The 19,370-nt window shown below is 66.6% G+C and carries 17 protein-coding genes, 1 tRNA gene and 1 other RNA gene; 10 read left to right on the top strand and 9 right to left on the bottom strand.

Annotated features, from left to right (window positions below; translation table 11 throughout):
* The first annotated feature begins 18 nt into the window (after nucleotides 1–18).
* Nucleotides 19–1,656: a stealth family protein gene (locus UC32_RS04140; protein WP_045729995.1), complete on the top strand. Its 1,638-nt coding sequence runs from the start codon at nucleotides 19–21 to the stop codon at nucleotides 1,654–1,656.
* A gap of 35 nt (nucleotides 1,657–1,691) precedes the next feature.
* On the opposite strand, the gene UC32_RS04145 is transcribed toward UC32_RS04140, so the two are convergent.
* From UC32_RS04145 to UC32_RS21055, 3 genes are all read right to left on the bottom strand, one after another.
* Nucleotides 1,692–2,621: a phosphodiesterase gene (locus tag UC32_RS04145; protein WP_045729996.1), complete on the bottom strand. Its 930-nt coding sequence runs from the start codon at nucleotides 2,619–2,621 to the stop codon at nucleotides 1,692–1,694.
* A 164-nt stretch (nucleotides 2,622–2,785) separates the two neighbouring features.
* Nucleotides 2,786–3,298 (bottom strand): glutathione peroxidase, encoded by a 513-nt coding sequence (locus tag UC32_RS04150; protein WP_045729997.1) that lies wholly within the window; start codon nucleotides 3,296–3,298, stop codon nucleotides 2,786–2,788.
* A 95-nt stretch (nucleotides 3,299–3,393) separates the two neighbouring features.
* On the bottom strand, nucleotides 3,394–4,899 hold the full coding sequence (locus tag UC32_RS21055; protein WP_082071898.1) for a M23 family metallopeptidase: 1,506 nt from the start codon (nucleotides 4,897–4,899) through the stop codon (nucleotides 3,394–3,396).
* A gap of 239 nt (nucleotides 4,900–5,138) precedes the next feature.
* Here UC32_RS21055 and UC32_RS04160 point away from each other — a divergent pair, with 239 nt between their 5' ends.
* Entirely contained in the window at nucleotides 5,139–6,059 is a 921-nt protein-coding gene (locus tag UC32_RS04160; RefSeq protein WP_045729998.1) for an oxygenase MpaB family protein, read from the top strand.
* Nucleotides 6,060–6,139: 80 nt separating this feature from the next.
* Here the strand turns inward: UC32_RS04160 and UC32_RS04165 are convergent.
* Nucleotides 6,140–6,227: transfer RNA gene (locus UC32_RS04165), tRNA-Ser, on the bottom strand.
* 424 nt (nucleotides 6,228–6,651) lie between these two features.
* Here UC32_RS04165 and ffs point away from each other — a divergent pair.
* The 3 genes from ffs (at nucleotide 6,652) to recR (ending at nucleotide 11,021) form a co-directional block, all read left to right on the top strand.
* Nucleotides 6,652–6,748, top strand: an RNA gene (gene ffs / locus UC32_RS20235) — signal recognition particle sRNA small type.
* Between the two features lie 51 nt (nucleotides 6,749–6,799).
* A complete protein-coding gene (locus tag UC32_RS04170) occupies nucleotides 6,800–10,348 on the top strand; it encodes a DNA polymerase III subunit gamma and tau (RefSeq protein ID WP_082071899.1) in 3,549 nt (1,182 codons plus the stop codon).
* Nucleotides 10,349–10,421: 73 nt separating this feature from the next.
* Nucleotides 10,422–11,021 carry a recombination mediator RecR gene (gene recR / locus UC32_RS04175; RefSeq protein WP_045730000.1) on the top strand — a complete coding sequence of 200 codons (600 nt, stop codon included), beginning with the start codon at nucleotides 10,422–10,424 and terminating at the stop codon, nucleotides 11,019–11,021.
* Nucleotides 11,022–11,080: 59 nt separating this feature from the next.
* On the opposite strand, the gene UC32_RS04180 is transcribed toward recR, so the two are convergent.
* From UC32_RS04180 to UC32_RS04190, 3 genes are all read right to left on the bottom strand, one after another.
* A complete protein-coding gene (locus tag UC32_RS04180) occupies nucleotides 11,081–12,199 on the bottom strand; it encodes a hypothetical protein (protein WP_235423585.1) in 1,119 nt (372 codons plus the stop codon).
* 175 nt (nucleotides 12,200–12,374) lie between these two features.
* Complete coding sequence (locus UC32_RS04185; RefSeq protein WP_045730001.1) at nucleotides 12,375–13,511, bottom strand: ABC transporter permease; 1,137 nt, start codon at nucleotides 13,509–13,511, stop codon at nucleotides 12,375–12,377.
* The gene (locus UC32_RS04190) at nucleotides 13,508–14,467 is read right to left on the bottom strand and encodes an ABC transporter ATP-binding protein (RefSeq protein WP_045730002.1); all 960 of its coding nucleotides are present in this window, start codon (nucleotides 14,465–14,467) and stop codon (nucleotides 13,508–13,510) included. Before UC32_RS04190 ends, UC32_RS04185 begins: the two co-directional genes overlap by 4 nt.
* Before the next feature lie 205 nt (nucleotides 14,468–14,672).
* Between UC32_RS04190 and UC32_RS04195 the strand changes: the two genes are divergently transcribed.
* Complete coding sequence (locus tag UC32_RS04195; protein WP_045730003.1) at nucleotides 14,673–16,031, top strand: aspartate kinase; 1,359 nt, start codon at nucleotides 14,673–14,675, stop codon at nucleotides 16,029–16,031.
* Nucleotides 16,032–16,133: 102 nt separating this feature from the next.
* Here UC32_RS04195 and UC32_RS04200 read toward each other — a convergent pair whose 3' ends face one another.
* Nucleotides 16,134–16,349 (bottom strand): hypothetical protein, encoded by a 216-nt coding sequence (locus tag UC32_RS04200; RefSeq protein ID WP_015935910.1) that lies wholly within the window; start codon nucleotides 16,347–16,349, stop codon nucleotides 16,134–16,136.
* Between the two features lie 166 nt (nucleotides 16,350–16,515).
* Nucleotides 16,516–16,758 carry a hypothetical protein gene (locus UC32_RS04205; RefSeq protein ID WP_045730092.1) on the bottom strand — a complete coding sequence of 81 codons (243 nt, stop codon included), beginning with the start codon at nucleotides 16,756–16,758 and terminating at the stop codon, nucleotides 16,516–16,518.
* 76 nt (nucleotides 16,759–16,834) lie between these two features.
* Between UC32_RS04205 and UC32_RS04210 the strand changes: the two genes are divergently transcribed.
* The 4 genes from UC32_RS04210 (at nucleotide 16,835) to UC32_RS04225 (ending at nucleotide 19,316) form a co-directional block, all read left to right on the top strand.
* On the top strand, nucleotides 16,835–17,302 hold the full coding sequence (locus UC32_RS04210; RefSeq protein ID WP_045730004.1) for a MarR family winged helix-turn-helix transcriptional regulator: 468 nt from the start codon (nucleotides 16,835–16,837) through the stop codon (nucleotides 17,300–17,302).
* A gap of 122 nt (nucleotides 17,303–17,424) precedes the next feature.
* Complete coding sequence (locus tag UC32_RS04215; protein WP_045730005.1) at nucleotides 17,425–18,012, top strand: SSI family serine proteinase inhibitor; 588 nt, start codon at nucleotides 17,425–17,427, stop codon at nucleotides 18,010–18,012.
* Nucleotides 17,969–18,961, top strand: coding sequence for a hypothetical protein (locus tag UC32_RS04220; protein WP_045730006.1), 993 nt, complete (start codon nucleotides 17,969–17,971; stop codon nucleotides 18,959–18,961). Before UC32_RS04215 ends, UC32_RS04220 begins: the two co-directional genes overlap by 44 nt.
* Nucleotides 18,939–19,316, top strand: a complete 378-nt coding sequence (locus UC32_RS04225) for a hypothetical protein (protein WP_045730007.1) — start codon at nucleotides 18,939–18,941, stop codon at nucleotides 19,314–19,316. The genes UC32_RS04220 and UC32_RS04225 overlap by 23 nt, the downstream gene beginning before the upstream one ends.
* Nucleotides 19,317–19,370: the final 54 nt, after the last annotated feature.

Raw genomic sequence — 19,370 nt, forward strand, 5'->3', positions numbered from 1 at the left:
TTCCCCCGCGCCGCTATCATGCAGGTAGAAAGGCTTACTTTGACCAGCACGGAGACAACCATCACAGAAGCACCGGTCCAGGACGAGGTTTACTACGCCGGACAGCCCTCAAGCGAGGAACAGTTCCATTCCGAGGTGACCTCGGCCGAGGCTGAACAGCGGTTCAGGCTCCGCCCTGACGTGATCCGGCACAAGGGCCGCTACGCCGTCGTCAACGACAACAGGACCCCCTACCAGGCCATGGTGGAAGACCTGCTGTTCCTGCGCAACGTGCTGGCCAACGCCGGGCTGGCGTACCTCCTGGTGCGAGGCAACAACGACCGGCCTGTCATCGCATTGGGCTGGCGGGACCGGAAAAAGCTCCGGGCCGCCCTGGTGGAAGCCTGCCGGGACGAGCCCTTCTACTCCATGACCGTTGACGCCAAGAAGAAGACCTCCGTCCTGGTAGCGGACGGCGAACTGTCCTCCAACCGGCAGGCGCGCATCTTCCGTCTCTACCGGCCCCGCGTGGAACCGGTAGGCGGCTTCGAGTTCGGCGCCTCCGCCGGTGTGCAGATCGAGCTGTGGTCCTTCGAGGGCGAGCAGATCATCCTGCCCATCGAAAACTCACTGACGCGCCGGACGCTCCTGCGCCAGGACGCGGTCCGCGGAACGGTGGAACGCTACGGCCACACCTGGCCCACCATCGAGAACATGTTCGCCGACCACGCCAGCGACATCAGCTTCGACATCGATCTGGTGTTCTCCTGGGTGGACGGCAGCTCGCCCGAATACATTGCCGCCCGGCGTGCCCAGCAGAAGGACGCCGTCCTGGGCGAGGGCGACGACCACGAGGCCCGGTTCCGGCAGATCGACGAGCTCAAGTACGCGCTGCGTTCCGTCTACATGTTCGCACCGTGGATCCGCCGCATCTTCATCGCCACGGATTCCCCCGCCCCGGCCTGGCTGGCAGAGCACCCCGCGGTGACCATCGTCCGGAGCGAGGAGTTCTTCGCCGATCCCTCGGTGCTGCCAACCCACAACTCCCAGGCCGTCGAGTGCCAGCTGCACCACATCGACGGGCTCTCTGAACACTTCCTGTACTCCAACGACGACATGTTCTTCGGCCGGCCTGTCAGCCCGGACCTGTTCTTCACCCCCGGCGGCATCACCAAGTTCATTGAGGCGGAAACCAGGATCGGCCTGGGCGACAACGCCGCGGAACGCAGCGGGTTCGAGAACGCAGCACGGGTCAACCGTAAGTTGCTCTGGACCAGGTTCGGCCGGATCACCACCCGCCACTTGGAGCACACTGCTGCGCCGCTGCGCCGGAGCCTCATCACGCAGATGGAGGAGGAGTTTCCGGAGGAGTTCCGGAAGACTGCCGCCAGCAGGTTCCGGGCGGCCGACAACATCTCGGTGACCAACTCGTTCTACCACTACTACGCGCTGCTGACCGGACGTGCCGTCACGCAGACCGCGGCCAAGGTGCGCTACGTGGACACCACCATGCGGGCCGGGCTGAACTACCTGCCGAAGCTGCTGGCCAAGCGCAACATGGACTTCTTCTGCCTCAATGACGGCAGCTTCCCGGAAGTCGCAGCCGATGAACGCGCCGAACTGGTCACGGATTTCCTGGAAAAGTACTATCCCATCAAGGCGCCCTGGGAGAAGTAGCACCGCTTGTGACGTCAACGGAAGCCGGCGCAAAGTCAGCGCCCGGTGGTGGCGCCTGTCCTTGGCGATGTGCGCTGCTTCGCGGTCTCGGGGATGCGGACCCCGGCTGCGGCGAGGCGCCGGGCAGTCTCTTCCGGCGAGACGTACTCGCCCACCGTCGTCGCGCTTCCCATGGGGACCACTGAGTGGACAATCGTGTGCTCGTACACGTGGACCAGGTTGAATGCCTGGCCGCCGTCCTGCCCCCGCGTGCCGCCGACCGGGACGTTGAGGTCCTGGGTGTAGCAGCTGGCGGAGGCCACCGACACCGGGATCCCGGCGAAGGTGGCGGTGGTGGAATAGTGAAGGTGCCCGGCCAGGATGGTCCGCACATCTGAATTCCGGACCACCGCAGCCAACGCTCCCTGGTCACGCAATTCCACCAGCACCGACAGGTCCAGGACCGAGGGCACGGGCGGATGGTGCAGGGCGAGGATGGTGCCGTCCGGCGCGGGCGTCTCAAGTTCCCTGGCCAACCACTCCAGTTGGGACCCACTCAGCTCCCCGTGGTGGTACCCGGGAACGGTGGTGTCCATGGTGATCACGCGCAGGCCGTTGATGAAGTAGCTGTTGTCCACCGGAGCGTCATCGCGGGGCTGGTCCAGCAGGCCCTCGCGGAAGTTGGCACGGTTGTCATGGTTTCCCATGGCCCAGATGACCTCGGCGCCGAGCTCCTTGCAAGCGGGATCGACAATAGCGCGCAGCTTGGCGTAAGCGCCCGGCTCGCCCTTGTCAGCAAGGTCGCCGGTAAAGATGACGGCCTCCGGCCTCGCCCCGGACGCCTTGACCTCGTCAAAGAGCTGCGTAAGACGGGCTTCGCTGTCAACGACGCCGTACAGGGGTTCCGGACCTCCCAACAAATGGGGATCGCTCAGGTGGAGTAGGAAGTGGCGTGGCCGGGGATGTTCGGCCTCGATGTGCTCCATTGCTACCTCTGTGGTCGGTGGGAAACGGCGCTTCCCTTGTACCCCTCAGTAATATTTATCCAATCAGACATTTGGCAAACTTTGGGCAAATCGCCGGAGCTGATGTGGAAAAAGCTAAAAGAACTGCGCTTTCTGCAGGGCAAATTCGGGAAATAGCCTACATTTCAGCCGAGTGCTTTTTCAATCGCGTCGATGACCTCCGCCGAATCCGGCTCCACGGTGGGTGCGAACCGCGCCACCACGTCGCCTTCGCGGTTCACCAGGAACTTCTCGAAGTTCCACTTCACCAGCCCCGGAAGGATCCCTGTCTTGAACTTGGTCAGCTCGGCGTAGAGCGGGTGCTGGTTCTTGCCGCGCACATCGGCCTTGGTGGTCAGCGGGAACGAGACACCGAAGTTGCGCTCGCAGAACTCGGCTATTTCGCTGTCACTGCCCGGTTCCTGGCCTGCGAACTGGTTGCAGGGGACGCCGAGGATCTCGAATCCCCGGTCGCGGAACTTGCCGTACAGGGCTTCCAGGCCCGCGTACTGCGGCGTGAAACCACAGTTCGAGGCGACGTTGACTACAAGAACCACGTTGCCCTTGAACCGGGCGAACTCGGTGGTGGTGCCATCATTCAGGGTCAGGTGGATTGGGTACAGGGGTGCCACGCGTTGCGTCCTCAGGTAGTTGTCCATGCCGGTGCTTCGTTGCCAACCGCCCACGGTACTGGTCGCGGCTGCGTGTTTCCTGTACGTGGGGTGGTTCGGCGTGGGCCCGGGGGGATTCCGGCCTAAGGGTCCGTTGCAGGCAACGTGGCGGAGGGCTGCGGCGTTGGGGTCGGCGCGGCAGTAGGGGGCAGGGTGGCGGTGGAAGTCGGCACCGGGCTTGGCGCCACGGACGACGGCGGAGGTGCAGTCGGCGTCAAGCCAGACGATGAGGGCGTGGGCGTGGGAGGCAGCGTGGGACTTGGCACTGGCGTAGAAGTGGGCGTCGGGCTCGGCGACGGTGCGGGAGTAGGAGTGGGCGTGGGCGTGGGAGGCAGCGTGGGACTTGGCACTGGCGTAGAAGTGGGCGTAGTCGTTGGCGACGGGGTGGGCGTTGGTGTCGGAGTAGGCCTGGGCGTGGGAGTTGGGGTCGGCGTGGGCGTCTGCGTCGGGCTCGGTGAGGGCGATGGTGACGAAGGCGTCGGTGTCGGCGTCGGGCTGGGGGTCGCGGCCGGCGCCGTCGGACTCGGCGTAGGCGTAGGCGTAGGCGTAGGCGTAGGCGTAGGCGACGGTACGTGGGGAGCACCCGGCGGCGGCAGGACTGTTCCCGTAGGCCCTGGCGTTACCGGGGGGAAAGGTGACGGAGACGCCGTGGCGGGGGGCGTCGTCGGTGCAGCGCTCTCCTCCTGGCCGGCCGACGGATCCGCCCCCACCCCCAAAGGAATGGTCCACACCGTGGCCCCCGATGGAGCTCCGGCGCCAGGGGCATAGGAAACCATGGGCCCGGGCACAGGTCCTCCCAATGCGCGGAGCGTCATCAGGCTCCAGCCCCGGGGGCTGACGTAACGGCCGTCCATGATCGTTTCGAAGTGCAGGTGGCACCCGGTGGACCAGCCGGTGGTCCCCACCCGGGCGATGGCCTGTCCAACCTGCACCTTGTCTCCCGCACGGACTGCAATCGACTCGAGGTGGTTGTAGGTGGTGATGAGGCCGTCGCCATGGTCAATTTCCACCCGGTTGCCGCCGCCCCAAGGGTGCCAGCCGGCAGCCCGCACCACGCCGGAATCGGCGGCGTACACCGTTGTCCCGCAGGGCGCCGCGTAGTCCTGGCCAAGATGGAAATCCCCTGCCGTCCCTGTCAGCGGGCTGGTGCGGAAACCGAAGGGAGAGCTGGCATTCAGGAGGGCCAGCGGTGCCATCAGGAAGCCTGCCGGTGGCCTGCCGATGCCCGACAGTTCCATCGACACCGTGGACTGTGAGCCAACTCCCGAGCTGCCTACCTGGGGGCGCGGAAAAGCTATGGCAGCCCCAGGATCCGTAAGGATTGCCGGGGACAGCAGGCCGGGACCAACGCGGCCGGACGCCTGTGTCTCCAGGTCAGGTGTCCCGGGAAGTGGGAAGCCGTTCCCCGCACCAGTTAACGACCCATTCGCCGCGGGTGTGGCGGCGGTCCGGACGGTGTCGGCTGAACCTGGCCACAGGCCGGCGGACGAAGCACTGGCGTTGACCGCACCGAAGGCCACCGCCAAGGCACCGGTAGCAACCAGCGCACGCGCGGCAGGGTGGCTGAAGCGCCGGGCATCTCCGCCCATACCGGTTCCCCAATGCTTGCCCAATTGACTGGCTCCAGAAGGTAGCCACCCGCGCTTTCTTGACGGTACATCTCATGGGACCACACGGGTGGACCGGTGTGAACCCCTAAGAACACATTGCGGGGATTATGTGGAAACCCGCAGGTTGGACTGGTGCGGGACATGGAAGCCCTGGTCCCCGGTGAGCTGTCCAGGGCAAGTCCCTCCCACCGACCGGCAGAACCGGGCAACAATGGGGTATGCGGAGCTTTCTTCGGAAGTGGCAAGGCGAAATCAGGAGGACGTTCACCGGAAGGTCGGACGCCCCTCCGGACTGGGCCGTGCGGCTCGAAGACGGGGACGACGCCGGATACCACCACCCCGGTTCCGCTGTGTGGGCCGTCCACGGCTCCATGTCCACGATCGTGGCGGGAATCCGGACACTCCTGATGCAGTCCCTCCATCCGGGGGCATTGGCCGGTGTCCACGAGCACTCGAACTTCCGGGAGGACCCGTTGGGCCGCCTTGCCCACACGATCCGCTGGATCTTCACGGTGACGTACGGTTCACGGGAAGCCGCAGAAGAAGCCTCGGGCAGGGTGCGCCGCCTGCATGTACCCGTGCGCGGAACCTATGACGGCAACGATGGCCACGCGCACAGCTACAGCGCCAACGATCCCCACCTGGCCAGCTGGATCCACGTTGCCTTCACGGACGCGTTCCTGGCCTCACACAAAATCTGGGGCGGCCCCGTCCCGGGTGGCCCTGATGCTTACGTCCGTGAGTGGGCGCAGGCAGGCAGGCTGATGGGCGTCGACCGGCCTCCGTTGACGGAGGCTGAGATGCGGGCCGAACTGGACCGCTGGTACGACAGCAACCAACTGCGCGCGGACCACCGGGTCGCCGAGACGGTGGAGTTCATCCGAAAGGCTCCCCTGCACCCGATGCTGCGGCCTGGCTATCGTGTTCTCTTTGCCGGCGCCGTGTACAGCCTCGAGCCCCGGTATCGGGAGATGCTGGGGCTCTCGGTCCCGAGGCTGGGCCCGTTCCCACTGCCGGTGAGGCTGGCCACCAAAGCCGTCCTCGGCGTCGTACGCCTCACGCTTGGTCCCCGTGGACCGAGTGAAATTGCCGCGCGGGCACGTCTGCTCCGGTTGGGAATGGCGGCACCCGACGCCTAAGCACAGGCCCTCCGGAATGCCCGCCTCCTGGCCAGAGCATGCAAAAACCCGGCCCCACACCGTGGGACCGGGTTCCTGGCTGGCGGAGAATGGGGGATTTGAACCCCCGAGGGCGTTAACCCAACACGCGTTCCAGGCGTGCGCCATAGGCCGCTAGGCGAATTCTCCAGCTGCTCTTGAATCAAAAGCAGATACTAGATTACCTGAAGATTCGCGCATCGCCCAATTGGGCCATTTTCGGCATTACGACGGCGCCTGGCCGGCCGCCGCGGCGCTGGCCATGATGAGTTCCGCCCGCCCGGCTGGCCAGCCACCCAAAGGGGCCGTGCAACAGAAATGGGCGCCCCCAACGCGCCCATTCCATCGCACACTGTTGAGCTGCCGGGTCCGGCCCGTTCAGCCAGGCCACACAGCTCACAACCTTGAGATTGCCCCAATCGGTGTACATACCTATGATCGCGGCTGCCGGCGGGATAAGCAATGGAAATGACCCCCTCTGCGCTCGCCGTTCCATCCTCGGGCAGGCGGGGCGGGCGGAAGATGCGTGGGCGCCGCCGATTCGAGTCGGGCCCGATGTTCAGGTAAAGTATCTGACGGCCCCTCATGTGGCGTCATCCTGTTGAACTCCCCCAGGACCGGAAGGTAGCAAGGGTAGACGGGCTCTGGCGGGTGCATGGGGGGTCTTTACTATTCCCCCACAGGGCGGCAGGATGTCGGCCCGGATTGGTAGGGTTTTTCCTGTGACAGTTACTACCGCTCTCTACCGCAGATACCGTCCCGATTCGTTCGCAGACGTTATCGGGCAGGAGCATGTCACCGGACCACTGATGACGGCTTTGCGCAAGAACCGCGTCAACCATGCCTACCTGTTTTCCGGTCCCAGAGGCTGCGGCAAGACCACCTCCGCCCGCATCCTGGCCCGTTGCCTGAATTGTGCGGAGGGCCCCACCGATACCCCCTGCGGCGTGTGCCCAAGCTGCGTCGAACTGGCCCGCGGCGGCTCCGGCTCCCTCGATGTCATTGAGATTGACGCGGCCAGCCACGGCGGCGTGGATGATGCCCGCGATCTCCGTGAACGCGCCACCTACGCCCCGGTCCGCGACCGCTACAAGATCTTCATCATCGATGAAGCGCACATGGTTACCTCGGCCGGCTTCAACGCCCTGCTGAAAATCGTTGAAGAGCCGCCGGAACACATCAAGTTCATCTTCGCCACCACGGAACCGGACAAGGTCATTGGCACCATCCGCTCCCGCACGCACCACTATCCTTTCCGGCTGGTTCCGCCCGAACCGCTGATGGCCTACCTGGAGCTCCTGTGCAACCAGGAGAACGTTCCGGTGGCCCCCGGCGTCCTGTCCCTGGTCATCCGCGCCGGCGGCGGATCCGTCCGTGACTCCCTGTCCGTCCTGGACCAGCTCATGGCAGGCGCAGGGCCGAACGGTCTCGACTACGAGCTCGCGGTTGCGCTGCTCGGCTACACGCACGCCTCGCTCCTGGACGACGTTGTGGAGGCTGTTGCCGCCTCGGACGCAGCCACCGTTTTCCGAGCGGTGGACCGCGTCATCCAAACGGGGCACGACCCCCGGCGCTTCGTTGAGGACCTGCTGGAGCGGTTCCGCGACCTGATTATCGTGCAGGCCATGCCGGAGAGCGCCCAAGTCATCCTGCGCGGCATGCCGGCGGACCAGATCGCCCGGCTGCAGAACCAGGCCCATAACCTTGGCGCCGCGGAGTTGTCCCGTGCTGCCGATGTCACCAACACGGCGCTGACCGAGATGACAGGCGCCACGTCTCCGCGGCTGCACCTGGAACTGCTCTGCGCCCGGATCCTGCTGCCAAGTTCGGAGCAGAACGAACGTGGCATTGCTGCACGCATCGACCGCGTCGAGCGGCGGCTGAACTACTCCGGGAACGACGCCGGGGCTGCCGCCGGCCAGGGTGCCAGCGGCACACTGGGTGCCGGTTCGGCACCACACGCCACTGCAGCTGCCGCGATTCCGGCGGCAGCACAGGTTTCCGGTGGCCAGGCTTCCGAGCCCTACGCCCCCGCAGCCCAATCCCACACAGCCCAGTCCCCCTCCACGCAGGGCGCCCCTGGCCGTGCCGCAGCCGTCCAGGCTCCCGCTGGTCAGACCCAGGTACCGCAGGCTGCTCCAGCACCGGCCCCTGCGGACGGATCCCAAGGGCAGACTCCCCGGGCCCCCCTCGCGTCGGCCCAGCCGCAGGCTGGTCCAGATGCACCTTCCCGCCCTGCAACGGGGGAATCTTCGCCGCGGACGGCGCAAGGCGCTCCGGGTGCGGGAACCGCCGCGACCACGGATGACCGCCCACCGCTGACCGCCCCGCGCGTGAGCACCAACGACTGGCCCGTGGATCAGCCTGGCAACGAGCGCCACCCGGGAGGCATCACCTCTCCGGTCCAGCCCGGTGCAGGCCAACCGGCGCCCGAGTCAGGACCTGCTGCTGCGGCGACTGGACCACAGCGCGCTTCGGAACAGGCCCAGCCCGCTTCGTTGCCAACCCGGCACGCAACCGCCCCCGCAGCTTCAGCTCACGCATCGCCTGACCACGGCGACCGCACTCCCGGCCCCGGCAGCACGGCCAGTGCCGGGCACAACGCGCCGCGCGTTACTACGGCCCCTGGCGGCCCCGCAGGCATGGGTGACGTTGAAGTGCTTCGCCGTGCGTGGCCGGACGTGCTGCAGGCCCTGTCCAAAATCAAGCGCAGCACCTGGGCGCTGGTGGAACCGAACGCCCAGGTCAGCGCCTTCGACGGCAGCGTCCTTACGCTCGCTTTCGCAACCTCCGGCCTCGCTGGTGCTTTTGGACGGGCGGACCACTCGGAGAACCTCCGCCAGGCGATCCACACAACAGTGGGCATCGACTGCCAGATCAATGCAGTGGCGGCCGGCGCAGGCCAAGCGAGCGCTGAACCAAACCCAAAAGCACCCGCCAGCCAGGTAGCTACGGCCAACCAGGCGGCAACGGCCAGCCCGGCGGTTACGGCCAGCTCAGCTGACGTTGCCTGGGGCCTGGCCCCGGCGCCCACCCCGACGCCTGAACCTGCTGATGCCGGCGAACGTCCCGTCCACAACGCGGCATCCTCCCAGCCAACCCGCACCGGTTCCTCCGTCGCGCCCGGGGGGTCAGGCGCAGCGCAAGCGGCCGAACGCGCAGAAGTCCCTATGGCGCCGGCGTCGCAGGAGCAAGCACAGGGTGCGAGGGACGATGTCCCGGCACCCGGCAGCTATACACCCGGCGGCCACGCTACTGAAAACCCCGGCGCTGCCGGCAACCCCACCGGGCCCGCTCCGTCCGGAGCCGGAACACCCGGCAGCACTAACGCGCATTCTGCCGCCAACAGCCCCGTCAGCACCGCCGCACCTTCAGGCACCGGCGCTGCTGCCGGAGGGGACACCTACGCGCCCCTTGCAGGCGACTACTCCTACTCGGACGACGACTGGGGACCGCCGAGGGACGAGGACGCTCCCCCGCTGGAAGAAGAACCTCCCATGGACTGGGCGCCCTCGCCCGCTAAGGGAAGCAATCCAGCGGCAGCACAGGCCACCGCAACCACCCAGGCACCGCAGTCCTCACCGGCACCCCACTCCGCAAAGGCACCACCGGCACCCCCTGTTGGGGACGCCCGGCAGAGCCCCCCGAGTGCAGCAGACGGCGCCCACGACCCCTGGACCCGGGCTGTGGAACAGGCCCCTGGCGTCTGGGTTGTTGGGACCGAAAGCAACGTGGGAGCCGCTCCCGTCACAGGTGGGACCAGTGCGGAACTGGACAGGCCGGCAGGTGTCACAGCGGTGACCAGCACGCCGCACTACGAGCCCGCCACGGCCCAGGCCCCGCCCTCCATCCCCGTTACTCCGTCGGCCGGACCGGCCCGCACCACCGTGCCGGCGGCAGCATCGCCGGCACCGCCAGTGCCGGCCGGCCCGGAACCACAACAGGCCCGCGAGTATGCCATGGCATCCTCCTCGCCGGTATCCGCACCTTCGGCGGCCCTTGCAACCGCCCCGGCGCCTGCCGCCGCAGCGACCCGTCAAAGCCTCTATCAGAGGCTGTCCAACAGCCCGGAAGCCGAAGCCGGACGGGCCAAGGCTCCCGCCCGGGCGGCCGCAGCAGCGGCCACTTATGTGCAGGACATTCCCAGCGCGGACGACGAAACCATCGAGGAGTCCGGCGTCTTCGGACGCGCTGCCGTGGAGCGTATTCTGGGCGGAAAGCTGATCGAAGAACGTTCACCGGACGGCAGCCCCCTAGCTCCGCGCTACTGACGGCCGCCGGTCCACGAACGCGGCAGCCGCGCCATGACCTGCAAAACAACCAAACCAAGCTAAAGAGGGAATTGTGTACGAAGGTGCGGTCCAGGAGCTTATCGACGAGCTCGGACGCCTTCCGGGAGTCGGTCCCAAGTCGGCGCAGCGGCTGGCATTCCACATCCTTGAAGCAGATCCACAGGATATGAAGCGGCTGGTGGAAGCCATCACTACGGTCAAGGACCGGGTCAAGTTCTGCACGGTCTGCGGCAACGTCACGGAGCAGGAGCTCTGCAACATCTGCCGTGACCCGCGCCGCGATCCGGCCCTCATCTGCGTGGTGGAGGAGTCCAAGGATGTCCTCGCGGTGGAACGTACACGCTCGTTCCGGGGGCGGTATCACGTGCTGGGTGGAGCCATCAATCCAATTGCCGGCGTCGGCCCCGAACAGCTGCGCATCCGTGAGCTGCTCACCCGGCTGAACGACGGCGCCATCCAGGAAGTCATCATCGCCACCGACCCCAACCTGGAGGGCGAGGCTACGGCCACCTACCTGGCGCGGATGCTCAAGACCATCGGGATTGCTGTCACGAGGTTGGCCTCCGGACTGCCCGTGGGCGGCGACCTGGAGTATGCGGACGAGGTCACGCTGGGCCGCGCGTTCGAGGGCCGGCGGAACGCCCTGAGCTGATCCCGGCGTCGGAGACAGGACGGAGTCCGGTTTCCCGCCAGCGCACGCGCCGGAATCTGTCAGGCGGGCGGACGACGGCGGGACGCCGCCACGTGCGCGCCGCCCAGCAGGACACCAGTCAAGCCAGCCTGCAGCAAAAGGCCAGCCGCTGCGAGGGGCATTCGCGGCGAATCCAGGTTCCTCGGTTCCCCGTTGACGCACGGAACCCTGGTTCCGTCGGCCGCGGTCTGCAGCTCCGCCGAAAGCCAGCCGGGCAGTTCCTGCCCCGGCCCCGGTTCACCGGCCAGCATCATCAACACCACAATCGGGCTCACCGGCGGCAGCCACATGATCCGCTCCGTGCGGTAAACCTCAACGGTCCCGGCCGGGATCTGCGAGCATTCGTAAGCAACGGGAGTTCCGTCTGCGTCCCGGTGCACGTTCAGGGCCACGGTAACCGGTTCTTCGGAGCGGACGGCAGGCACCAGCAGCGCACCGGCAACCAGTGTCCCCGCCACGAGGAACAGGCCCAGTACCCAGCCCGCCACGTTCGCCAGGACCGGACGAGCCACCAGGGCAGCCACCGCAACACCCATCGCACCGAACAGGATCCCTTCCCCCGCCGCCAGCCCTGCCGCGGTGGCAGCAACGGATCCCGGACCACCGGCAACGGCTGCCTGGATGAGGAGACTGACCAGCACCAGCACTGCGAACACCAGGCACTGCAGTGCAGTTGCCAGGACGGCGGGAAGAAAACCCCCATAAGGCTCCCCGTCCGCGGCTCGCCGCAGCTGGCACGCCATGCCCCAGTGCATCCCCACCAAGGCCGCCGCAGCCGGCAGCAGCGAGGACGCAAGAACGTAGATCAGCGGCGAAGCAGGAACCAGGCCGGCCTGGTCGCCTTCCGCAGCAGCCAATGCCCACACCAGGCCTGCGGCGAGGGCCCACGCCGCACACGCTGCTCCCACCGCAACGGCCCAAAAGCGAAGCGAAACCATACTGCCCCGCCAGGCCACGACTGCCGAAAGCACCGCCGCCCGCAACGCCGGACCGGCCGTCCGCCCGCCGTCGTCGCCGTCGTCATCCCAGGTATTAGGGGATCCGGAAGGATCAGCGCCCGGCGGGCCAGGGTCCCTGCCGATCGGCTCAAAGAAGGGCTCCGGCGCGGGACTTCCGGAAGGTTGCCGCTGATCGGGCACGTGGGGTCCGCCTTCCCTGGACAGGCCCCAGCCCCGGAAGCGGCCGGCGATTGCCGGCCAATTGAATTACAGCTGGTTCAATCGTGGGATACCGGCCCCGGGCTGTCCAGATCCCGATGGGGCAATCCTCGCAAGGTCCCGTCCGGCGGGGCCTGAACCAGCCCCGCCGGCACGTTCAGGCGATGCGGGTTCCGCGGGCGAGCTTGCGGGCGGGCGTCCGAAGCGAACGCCAGCCGAGCCACATCAGGAACCCGGACAGCACAAGTTGCAGGCCAAGGCCCAACGGCCACAGCGGCGTCTTTTGTCCCAGATATGTGGGCTGGACCTTGCCGTTGGCGCACGCCACGGTTCCGTCCGGCCCCGCCATGGCCTGGCGGGCCGCCTGGCTGATGCCTTCGATCGCGCCGATGGACGTGAAGTTCTGCCGCACCGTCCTGTCCGGGTACGGAATGGCGTCCGCCACCACCACGAATGGATTCATGGCAAGCGTCCACGCCACCCGCTCGGTATGCATGGCGGACTGTTCCCGCAGAGGTCCGGCACAGGTGTATCCGGCGTCCACGGGGTCTGACTGCAGCGGCGCGTAGGCACGGTACTGGGGATTGTTGGCCATCACCGTGCCCTGGGTCAGTCCGGTGCCCAGCCCAAAGGAAATCAGGGTGCCCACCACCAGGCCGGCCACCGCCAGGTAGGTCACCACAATGGAAAACAACGGGCGGCCGGCCAGCGCGGAAATCCCGACGCCGATGGCGCAGACAATGCCCACCTCGACCGCCAGCATCACCAGGGACACAAGTATGTACGCGGGAGTCAGGCCGCCCAGTGCCACGCCAATCACCAGGAAAGGGGTGCTGGCCACCAGGAACGCCAGGGCAGCAGCCCAGGCCGCGAAAAACTTGCCCCAAAGGATCTGGCCCGGTTCCAGCAGCGTGACCTGGAGGATGGCCAAGGTGCCGCCTGCCCGGTCCCCGTTCACAGCGTTGGCAGACAGTGCCGGCGCAACCAGCAGCGCGAACAGCAGGACGAACGCCAGCACCACCTCAAAGATCAGCGAGCCCGGGCCGGTGAGGGCTGTTCCAGACACGCCACCGAAGTCGCGTGTCTGGAAAGCATTCGAGGCGCTCCAGCTCGCCCAGGTCAGCCAGGTCACCAGTCCGGTCAGGGCGAACCAGATTGCCAGCATGATGTACCAGCCACGGGACCGGAGCCGCTGCTTCAGCTCCAGGGCCACCACATGGGCTATCCCCGACAGGTAAGGGCCGGGCGCTCCACGGCGGGCAGATACTTCCCGGTTTTCCGTCATGCTGCTCATCGCCGTTCCCCCTCGAGGTTCATGTAGGTCTCCTCCAACGCACCGGCGGCAGGGGCGAAGGAACGGATTCCGACGCCGGCGAGCACCAGATCACGCAGGAGCCGCTCCGCCCCGACCTCGTTGTGCAGAACGAGGCTGACGCCCGGCCGGCGGCCTTCCTCGCGGCGGAATTCAAGTCCCAGCCGCGCCAGTTCCGCGGCGAGCGCAGCCGTATCGGCCGCCGTGATCGCATAACGGCGGCCAGCGGCGGCCGCTTCCTCGGTGGTCTGCTGCCGGACGGTGCGCCCGTTGTTGACGAACACTGCACCGTCCGCGATCTCATCCAGTTCGCTGAGGACGTGTGAGGACACCACCACGGCTTTTCCTTCGGCTGCGAGTTGCCGGAGCATGGTCCGCAGCTCAACCCGGGAACCGGGGTCCAGGCCTGAAGCAGGCTCGTCCAGAAGCAGCACCGACGGATCGTGGATGAGGGCGCGGGCCAGGCTCAACCGCTGCTGTTGCCCTCGTGAAAGGACCCGGGCGGGCTGGTCGGCGAGGGCTGCCAGCCGGACACCCTCCAGCATGTCGGTGACCCGCGGGGCAATCCCGGACGCGGGCAGCCGGTAGAACCTGGCCATCTGGGTCAGGATCTCCCGGGCCGTCAGCGATTCCCACACGCCCAGGGTGTCGGGCATCCAGCCCAGCCGGCGCCGGACCTCCGCGCGGTTCCGGACAGGGTCCAGGCCGCCAACAGTGATGGAGCCCTGGTCCGGGGCCAGCAGCGAGGCCAGCATGAGAAGCAGGGTGGTCTTTCCTGCACCATTGGGGCCAATAAGTGCCGTAACCCTGCCCGCGGGGGCATGGAAGTCCATATGGTCCACCGCGCGGACGGCACCAAAGCTGCGGCTCACCCCCTGGGCCGTAATCCCGTCGTCGGGAACCTGCTGCCCGCCGGGCTGTTCCGAAATTATTGCCATCGTGTGCGCACCTGTCCCCCACAGTGTTGCTCGTGCTGATCCTCCGAGCGTACGCCAGCTGCCGTGGCCGGGTTGTCGTCCTCCAGACTGAGATTCGGTCACAATTCAGCGGCGCGGTACAGGCGGCGATAAACTGTCGGAGGACGCCGGGCCGCCCCGCTGCCTGGCTTCCGAAAATCCCATTGATCCAATGAAGGTATGCGCCATGAGTACGCCCACCACCGAAGTGCACAACGCGACGCAGCCGCAGGGCCTGCAGGCCGGCGGTGCGGTAACCAAACAGCTCATCGTGCAGAAGTTCGGCGGGTCCTCCGTGGCGGACGCTGACGGCATTAAGCGTGTTGCCGCCAGGGTGGTAAACGCCCAGCAGGCCGGCAACGAGGTTGTCGTGGTGGTCTCCGCCATGGGCGACACCACGGACGAACTCCTGGACCTCGCAGCCCAGGTCACCGACTCCGCCCCCGCCCGCGAGATGGACATGCTGCTCTCCGCCGGCGAACGTATCTCCATGGCCCTGCTGGCCATGGCCATCAACAAACTCGGCGCGTCCGCACAGTCCTTCACGGGGTCGCAGGCCGGCATGATCACCGATGGCATCCACGGCAAGGCCCGCATCATCGATGTGGACCCCCACCGCATCCGCACGGCGCTGGACAAGGAAAATATCGCCATTGTGGCCGGTTTCCAGGGCATGAGCCGGAGCACCAACGAAATCACGACGTTGGGCCGCGGCGGTTCAGACACCACGGCGGTGGCCCTGGCAGCGGCACTGGAAGCTGACGTCTGCGAGATCTACACGGATGTGGACGGCATCTACACGGCCGATCCCCGCGTGGTTCCGTCCGCCCAAAAGATTGACACCATTTCCAGCGAGGAGATGCTCGAGCTGGCGGCGTCGGGCGCCAAGATCCTGCACCTCCGGTGCGTCGAGTATGCCCGCCGGTTCGGCGTGCCGCTGCACGTCCGGTCCTCATTCAGCCAGCACGAAGGCACCTGGGTCATCCCCAGCGCCGAAGACAAGATCACCACTCAAGAGGGAGTTGCCTTGGAGCAGCCAATCATCTCCGGCGTTGCGCACGACCGCTCGGAAGCCAAGGTCACTGTTGTGGGCGTTCCGGACATCCCGGGCAAGGCCGCCGCTATTTTCCAGGTCATCGCGGACGCCCATTCCAACATCGACATGATCGTCCAGAACGTGTCCACCCACGGGACCGGCAAAACCGACATTTCGTTCACGCTGCCCATCGTTGAGGGCGCTGATGCCCTTGCCGCCCTGCACGCCGCGCAGGACAAGATCGGCTTTGAGACCATCGAGTACAACGAGCAGATCGGCAAGCTCTCGCTGATCGGCGCAGGCATGCGTTCCCACCCCGGCGTCTCGGCCACCTTCTTCAAGGCCCTGTCCGACGCCGGAATCAACATCAACATGATTTCCACGTCGGAAATCCGCATCTCCGTGGTCACTCACGCGGACCTGCTGGATGAGGCTGTCCGCGTGATCCACAACGCGTTCGAGCTGGACAGCGATAACGAAGCCACCGTGTACGGCGGCACCGGCCGCTGACCGGCGAAAATCGGGCATAAAGCCGGGCTGCCTTCCATCAGTTGATGGAAGGCAGCCCGGCTTTTTCACGTAGTGCGGCCCGGGGCCGTAGACCGGAAGGGTTCAGCTTTCCCGTTCCAGGTCTTCGCGCCGGACGGCGTAGTGGTGGCCTGTTGAGTCGGTTTCCACCACGAAGTGCGAAAGGTCCTCCTCAGAGGCCTGTTCGAAATCGTCGTGCCTGTGGATCACTGGAGTATCGGCATCAAGCCGGGTCGCCGGACCGAAGAAGAAGCGGAGCCGGTCCGTCATGCTCATGAATCCGCTGAGTACGTGTGCCACTGTTTTCCACCCCCTTCCCCGGTGCGAGGAAATGAGCCATTGGCTCCACCCGGGAGCCGGTGCCCCTCATTTTACGCCGCGAGTGGCCAAAAAGCTCCGGCATATCAGGCGTCAACCCGCGGCAGGGAACGGCAGCCGATCAGTTGTCGAGGGTGCCGCAGGCCGGTCAGCGCAGGGACTTGTCGCCCGGATCCTTCGGCACCACGTAGGTGCTCCCGTCCGGCCGGGTGATGGTTTCCCACTGCTGGCTTTCAGCCTGGCGCTGGGCGAGCAGGCGGCGGTTCTCCTCGGTCATGGCGTGGCCCAGGGCGGAACGGTTGGCCGGCCCAAAGACTGCCCGCAACTTGCCGGTGGCCCGCATGAACCGCTGGGAAGCATTGCCCCTGTCTTCAGTGTTGCGCCTGGCCATGAACTTTCCTTCCATCTGACATCCTGCCTATGAAAAGTGTACGCTAATTATTAGTGCACTAACAGTTGGAGGACCAATGACCACCGCAGCAGCACCGGACGCCCGCGAAGACGATCTGCTCCTGGAGCACCAGTTGTGCTTCGCCCTGACCGTGGCCTCCCGCAGCGTCGTGGGCGCCTACAAGCCCGTCCTCGAAAGACTGAACCTGACACACCCGCAGTACCTCGTCATGCTTGCGCTGTGGGAAACCAGTCCCCGCACCGTCAGGAACATCAGTGAAGCCCTGGCCCAGGAACCGGCCACCATTTCGCCGCTGCTGCGCCGGCTTGAAGCGGCCGGATTCATCACCCGGCGCCGCGCAGACGGAAACGAACGTGCCTTGTCGGTGGAGCTCACGCCGCAGGGTGCCGCCCTCCGGCAGGAGGCGCTCAAGGTTCCCGGCACCATGATGGACAGGCTGGGACTGACCCGCGGGCAAGTCACCGAACTGCACGCCAGCATGATGGCGCTCATCGCTGCCACGTCCGGCAGCGCAGAGCCATAGGCCGCGCAGCACACAACCCTTCAGCGCACCAGCCCGGATCAGCGCAGGCCCGCGTCACCCACCCGGGAAGGGCGGCACAACCCGGGGAAGCTAGAATCGAGGCATGAATGAGGCGTCGGACCATGCGTAACCTGCGGCTTCACATCACGGCCCTTGCCATCACTGCCGGGCTACTCACCGGCTGCACCGGCGGCCCGGACGGAGGCAACACGCCGTCTTCATCCACGCCCCCGGCTCCGTCGCCAACTCCCTCCGCCCCGTCGTCGGCAACCCCACCTCCGTCAACGGCCACTCCGTCGCCGGACACCGAGACGACCGTCCCGGCCCCACCACCCGCATCACCGTCAGCGCTGCCCTCCGGGCCCGGCCAGGGCAATGCCGAACTTGCCATCACAGTCATTCCCGCGGAAGGCCAGGCCGCGGTCAACTACACCCTGGTCTGCGAAGCCGGAGTGCCGGCAGGCGAAAGCAGCCACCCGACGGCTGACGCCGCCTGCGCCGCCCTCAAGCGGAACGCGGCCCTGCTGAACCCGGCGCCCCGCACGGCCCAGGCCTGCACCCAGCAATATGGCGGACCTCAAAAGGCGACCGTGACCGGAGTGCTTGACGGAACCGCCGTCGAGGCATCCTTCGCCCGCACGGACGGCTGCGAGATCAGCGCCTGGGATGCCGCGAAAGACATACTGGGAGGCGCCGGTGGAGCAACTTAAGCTCCTGGCTGCTAATGAGTGGCGCGCGAGGGAAGAAGCCCACCAGCTGCGCGTCGGCCGCTACGCCGATCCTTACTTGGAGCGGAGGTCAGCCGGACGGAAACACCCGGTGGAGGACTTCCTCTTCACCTACTACACGCAAAAGCCGGGTCAGCTTCGCCGCTGGCACCCGGGCGCTGGAAGTGTCCTGGTAGACAGGGCGGGCGAGGCCCGGCGCGGATGGAAGCACTACCGCGCGCTCGACGACGGCGAGCTCGCCAGGCTGGGCCTGCCTGCGGGAAGCACAGCGGTGACCTTCGACCGGGCCGCCTTCCTGGCCGACCGTGCGGACGCGGTGGCATTTGCTGAAATCATCCTGCGCGGAACGGCGGCCAGGCCTGCCCAGTTCGGCTGCTTTGGCCTGCACGAGTGGGCCATGGTGTACCGCCAGGACAAGTTCGACCTTCGCCACGAATACCTTGAACTGCGCCTGGGCTCCGAGGGAACCGACCAGGTGGTGGAGGACAACCGAATCCGCTGCACGCACTTTGATGCGTTCCGCTTCTATACCCCTGATGCTTTGCCGCTCAATGAGCACCTGCCCACCCGGGATTCCCAGCGGCACATGGAACAGCCCGGCTGTCTGCACGCCAACATGGATCTCTACAAGTGGGCCTACAAGCTGCTTCCGGCACTTCCGAGCGAGCTGGTCATGGACTGCTTCGAGCTTTCCTGGCGGATCCGCGCCATGGATATGCAGGCCTCCCCCTACGACCTCGCCGCCTGGGGATATCCGCCCATCCGGATTGAGACCACCGATGGTAAGGCCGACTACGTGGCCCGGCAGCGTGGCTTTGCCCGGGAAGCCGCAACACTTCGGGGCCGGCTTGCAACGGCTTTGGCGGCGGCCACGGGCTTGGCCACCAGGTCCGAGAAAGGAGACCTCCATGGAGAACAAGGCGCAGCCTGATCCCGGATCCGTTCACTTGGTCATCAACCTCAGCGAAACGCCTGACGGCCCGCACCATCAGTTCACCCTGCAGGCCAGCCACGGCACCGTGTCCCCCGGCTCGACCGTACCGGACCCGCAAGCGGCCCTCGACGCCGTCCTGAAACACGGACCTGCGATCTTCTTTCCGGAGCCCGGGCCGCCGCGCCTGTGTACCCAGCAGTATGGCGGGCCGCAGCAGGCCGTCGTCACGGGGACGTTCCACGGCAGGCGCGTTCACACTACGCTGACCTTGACCGATGGCTGCGAGATTTCCCGCTGGCGGGCCCTTGCTCCGCTGCTGGGCGGAACTGCCGGAACCACCGGCGCTACCTAGGCAGACGGTACCCGGGCGAAGACAATGATGGCCGGCGAATCGCAGTCGATCCGC

The organism is Pseudarthrobacter chlorophenolicus, assembly GCF_000962805.1.
In the GTDB taxonomy this organism is placed as follows: Bacteria; Actinomycetota; Actinomycetes; order Actinomycetales; family Micrococcaceae; genus Arthrobacter; species Arthrobacter chlorophenolicus_A.

Bases quoted from the DNA above. Each gene is read 5' to 3' on its own strand.
- UC32_RS04140 (WP_045729995.1), top strand. From the start codon at position 19: ATGCAGGTAGAAAGGCTTACTTTGACCAGCACGGAGACAACCATCACA.
- UC32_RS04145 (WP_045729996.1), bottom strand. From the start codon at position 2,621: ATGGAGCACATCGAGGCCGAACATCCCCGGCCACGCCACTTCCTACTC.
- UC32_RS04150 (WP_045729997.1), bottom strand. From the start codon at position 3,298: ATGGACAACTACCTGAGGACGCAACGCGTGGCACCCCTGTACCCAATC.
- UC32_RS21055 (WP_082071898.1), bottom strand. From the start codon at position 4,899: ATGGGCGGAGATGCCCGGCGCTTCAGCCACCCTGCCGCGCGTGCGCTG.
- UC32_RS04160 (WP_045729998.1), top strand. From the start codon at position 5,139: ATGCGGAGCTTTCTTCGGAAGTGGCAAGGCGAAATCAGGAGGACGTTC.
- UC32_RS04185 (WP_045730001.1), bottom strand. From the start codon at position 13,511: ATGAGCAGCATGACGGAAAACCGGGAAGTATCTGCCCGCCGTGGAGCG.
- UC32_RS04190 (WP_045730002.1), bottom strand. From the start codon at position 14,467: ATGGCAATAATTTCGGAACAGCCCGGCGGGCAGCAGGTTCCCGACGAC.
- UC32_RS04195 (WP_045730003.1), top strand. From the start codon at position 14,673: ATGAGTACGCCCACCACCGAAGTGCACAACGCGACGCAGCCGCAGGGC.
- UC32_RS04205 (WP_045730092.1), bottom strand. From the start codon at position 16,758: ATGGCCAGGCGCAACACTGAAGACAGGGGCAATGCTTCCCAGCGGTTC.
- UC32_RS04210 (WP_045730004.1), top strand. From the start codon at position 16,835: ATGACCACCGCAGCAGCACCGGACGCCCGCGAAGACGATCTGCTCCTG.
- UC32_RS04215 (WP_045730005.1), top strand. From the start codon at position 17,425: ATGCGTAACCTGCGGCTTCACATCACGGCCCTTGCCATCACTGCCGGG.
- UC32_RS04220 (WP_045730006.1), top strand. From the start codon at position 17,969: ATGCCGCGAAAGACATACTGGGAGGCGCCGGTGGAGCAACTTAAGCTC.
- UC32_RS04225 (WP_045730007.1), top strand. From the start codon at position 18,939: ATGGAGAACAAGGCGCAGCCTGATCCCGGATCCGTTCACTTGGTCATC.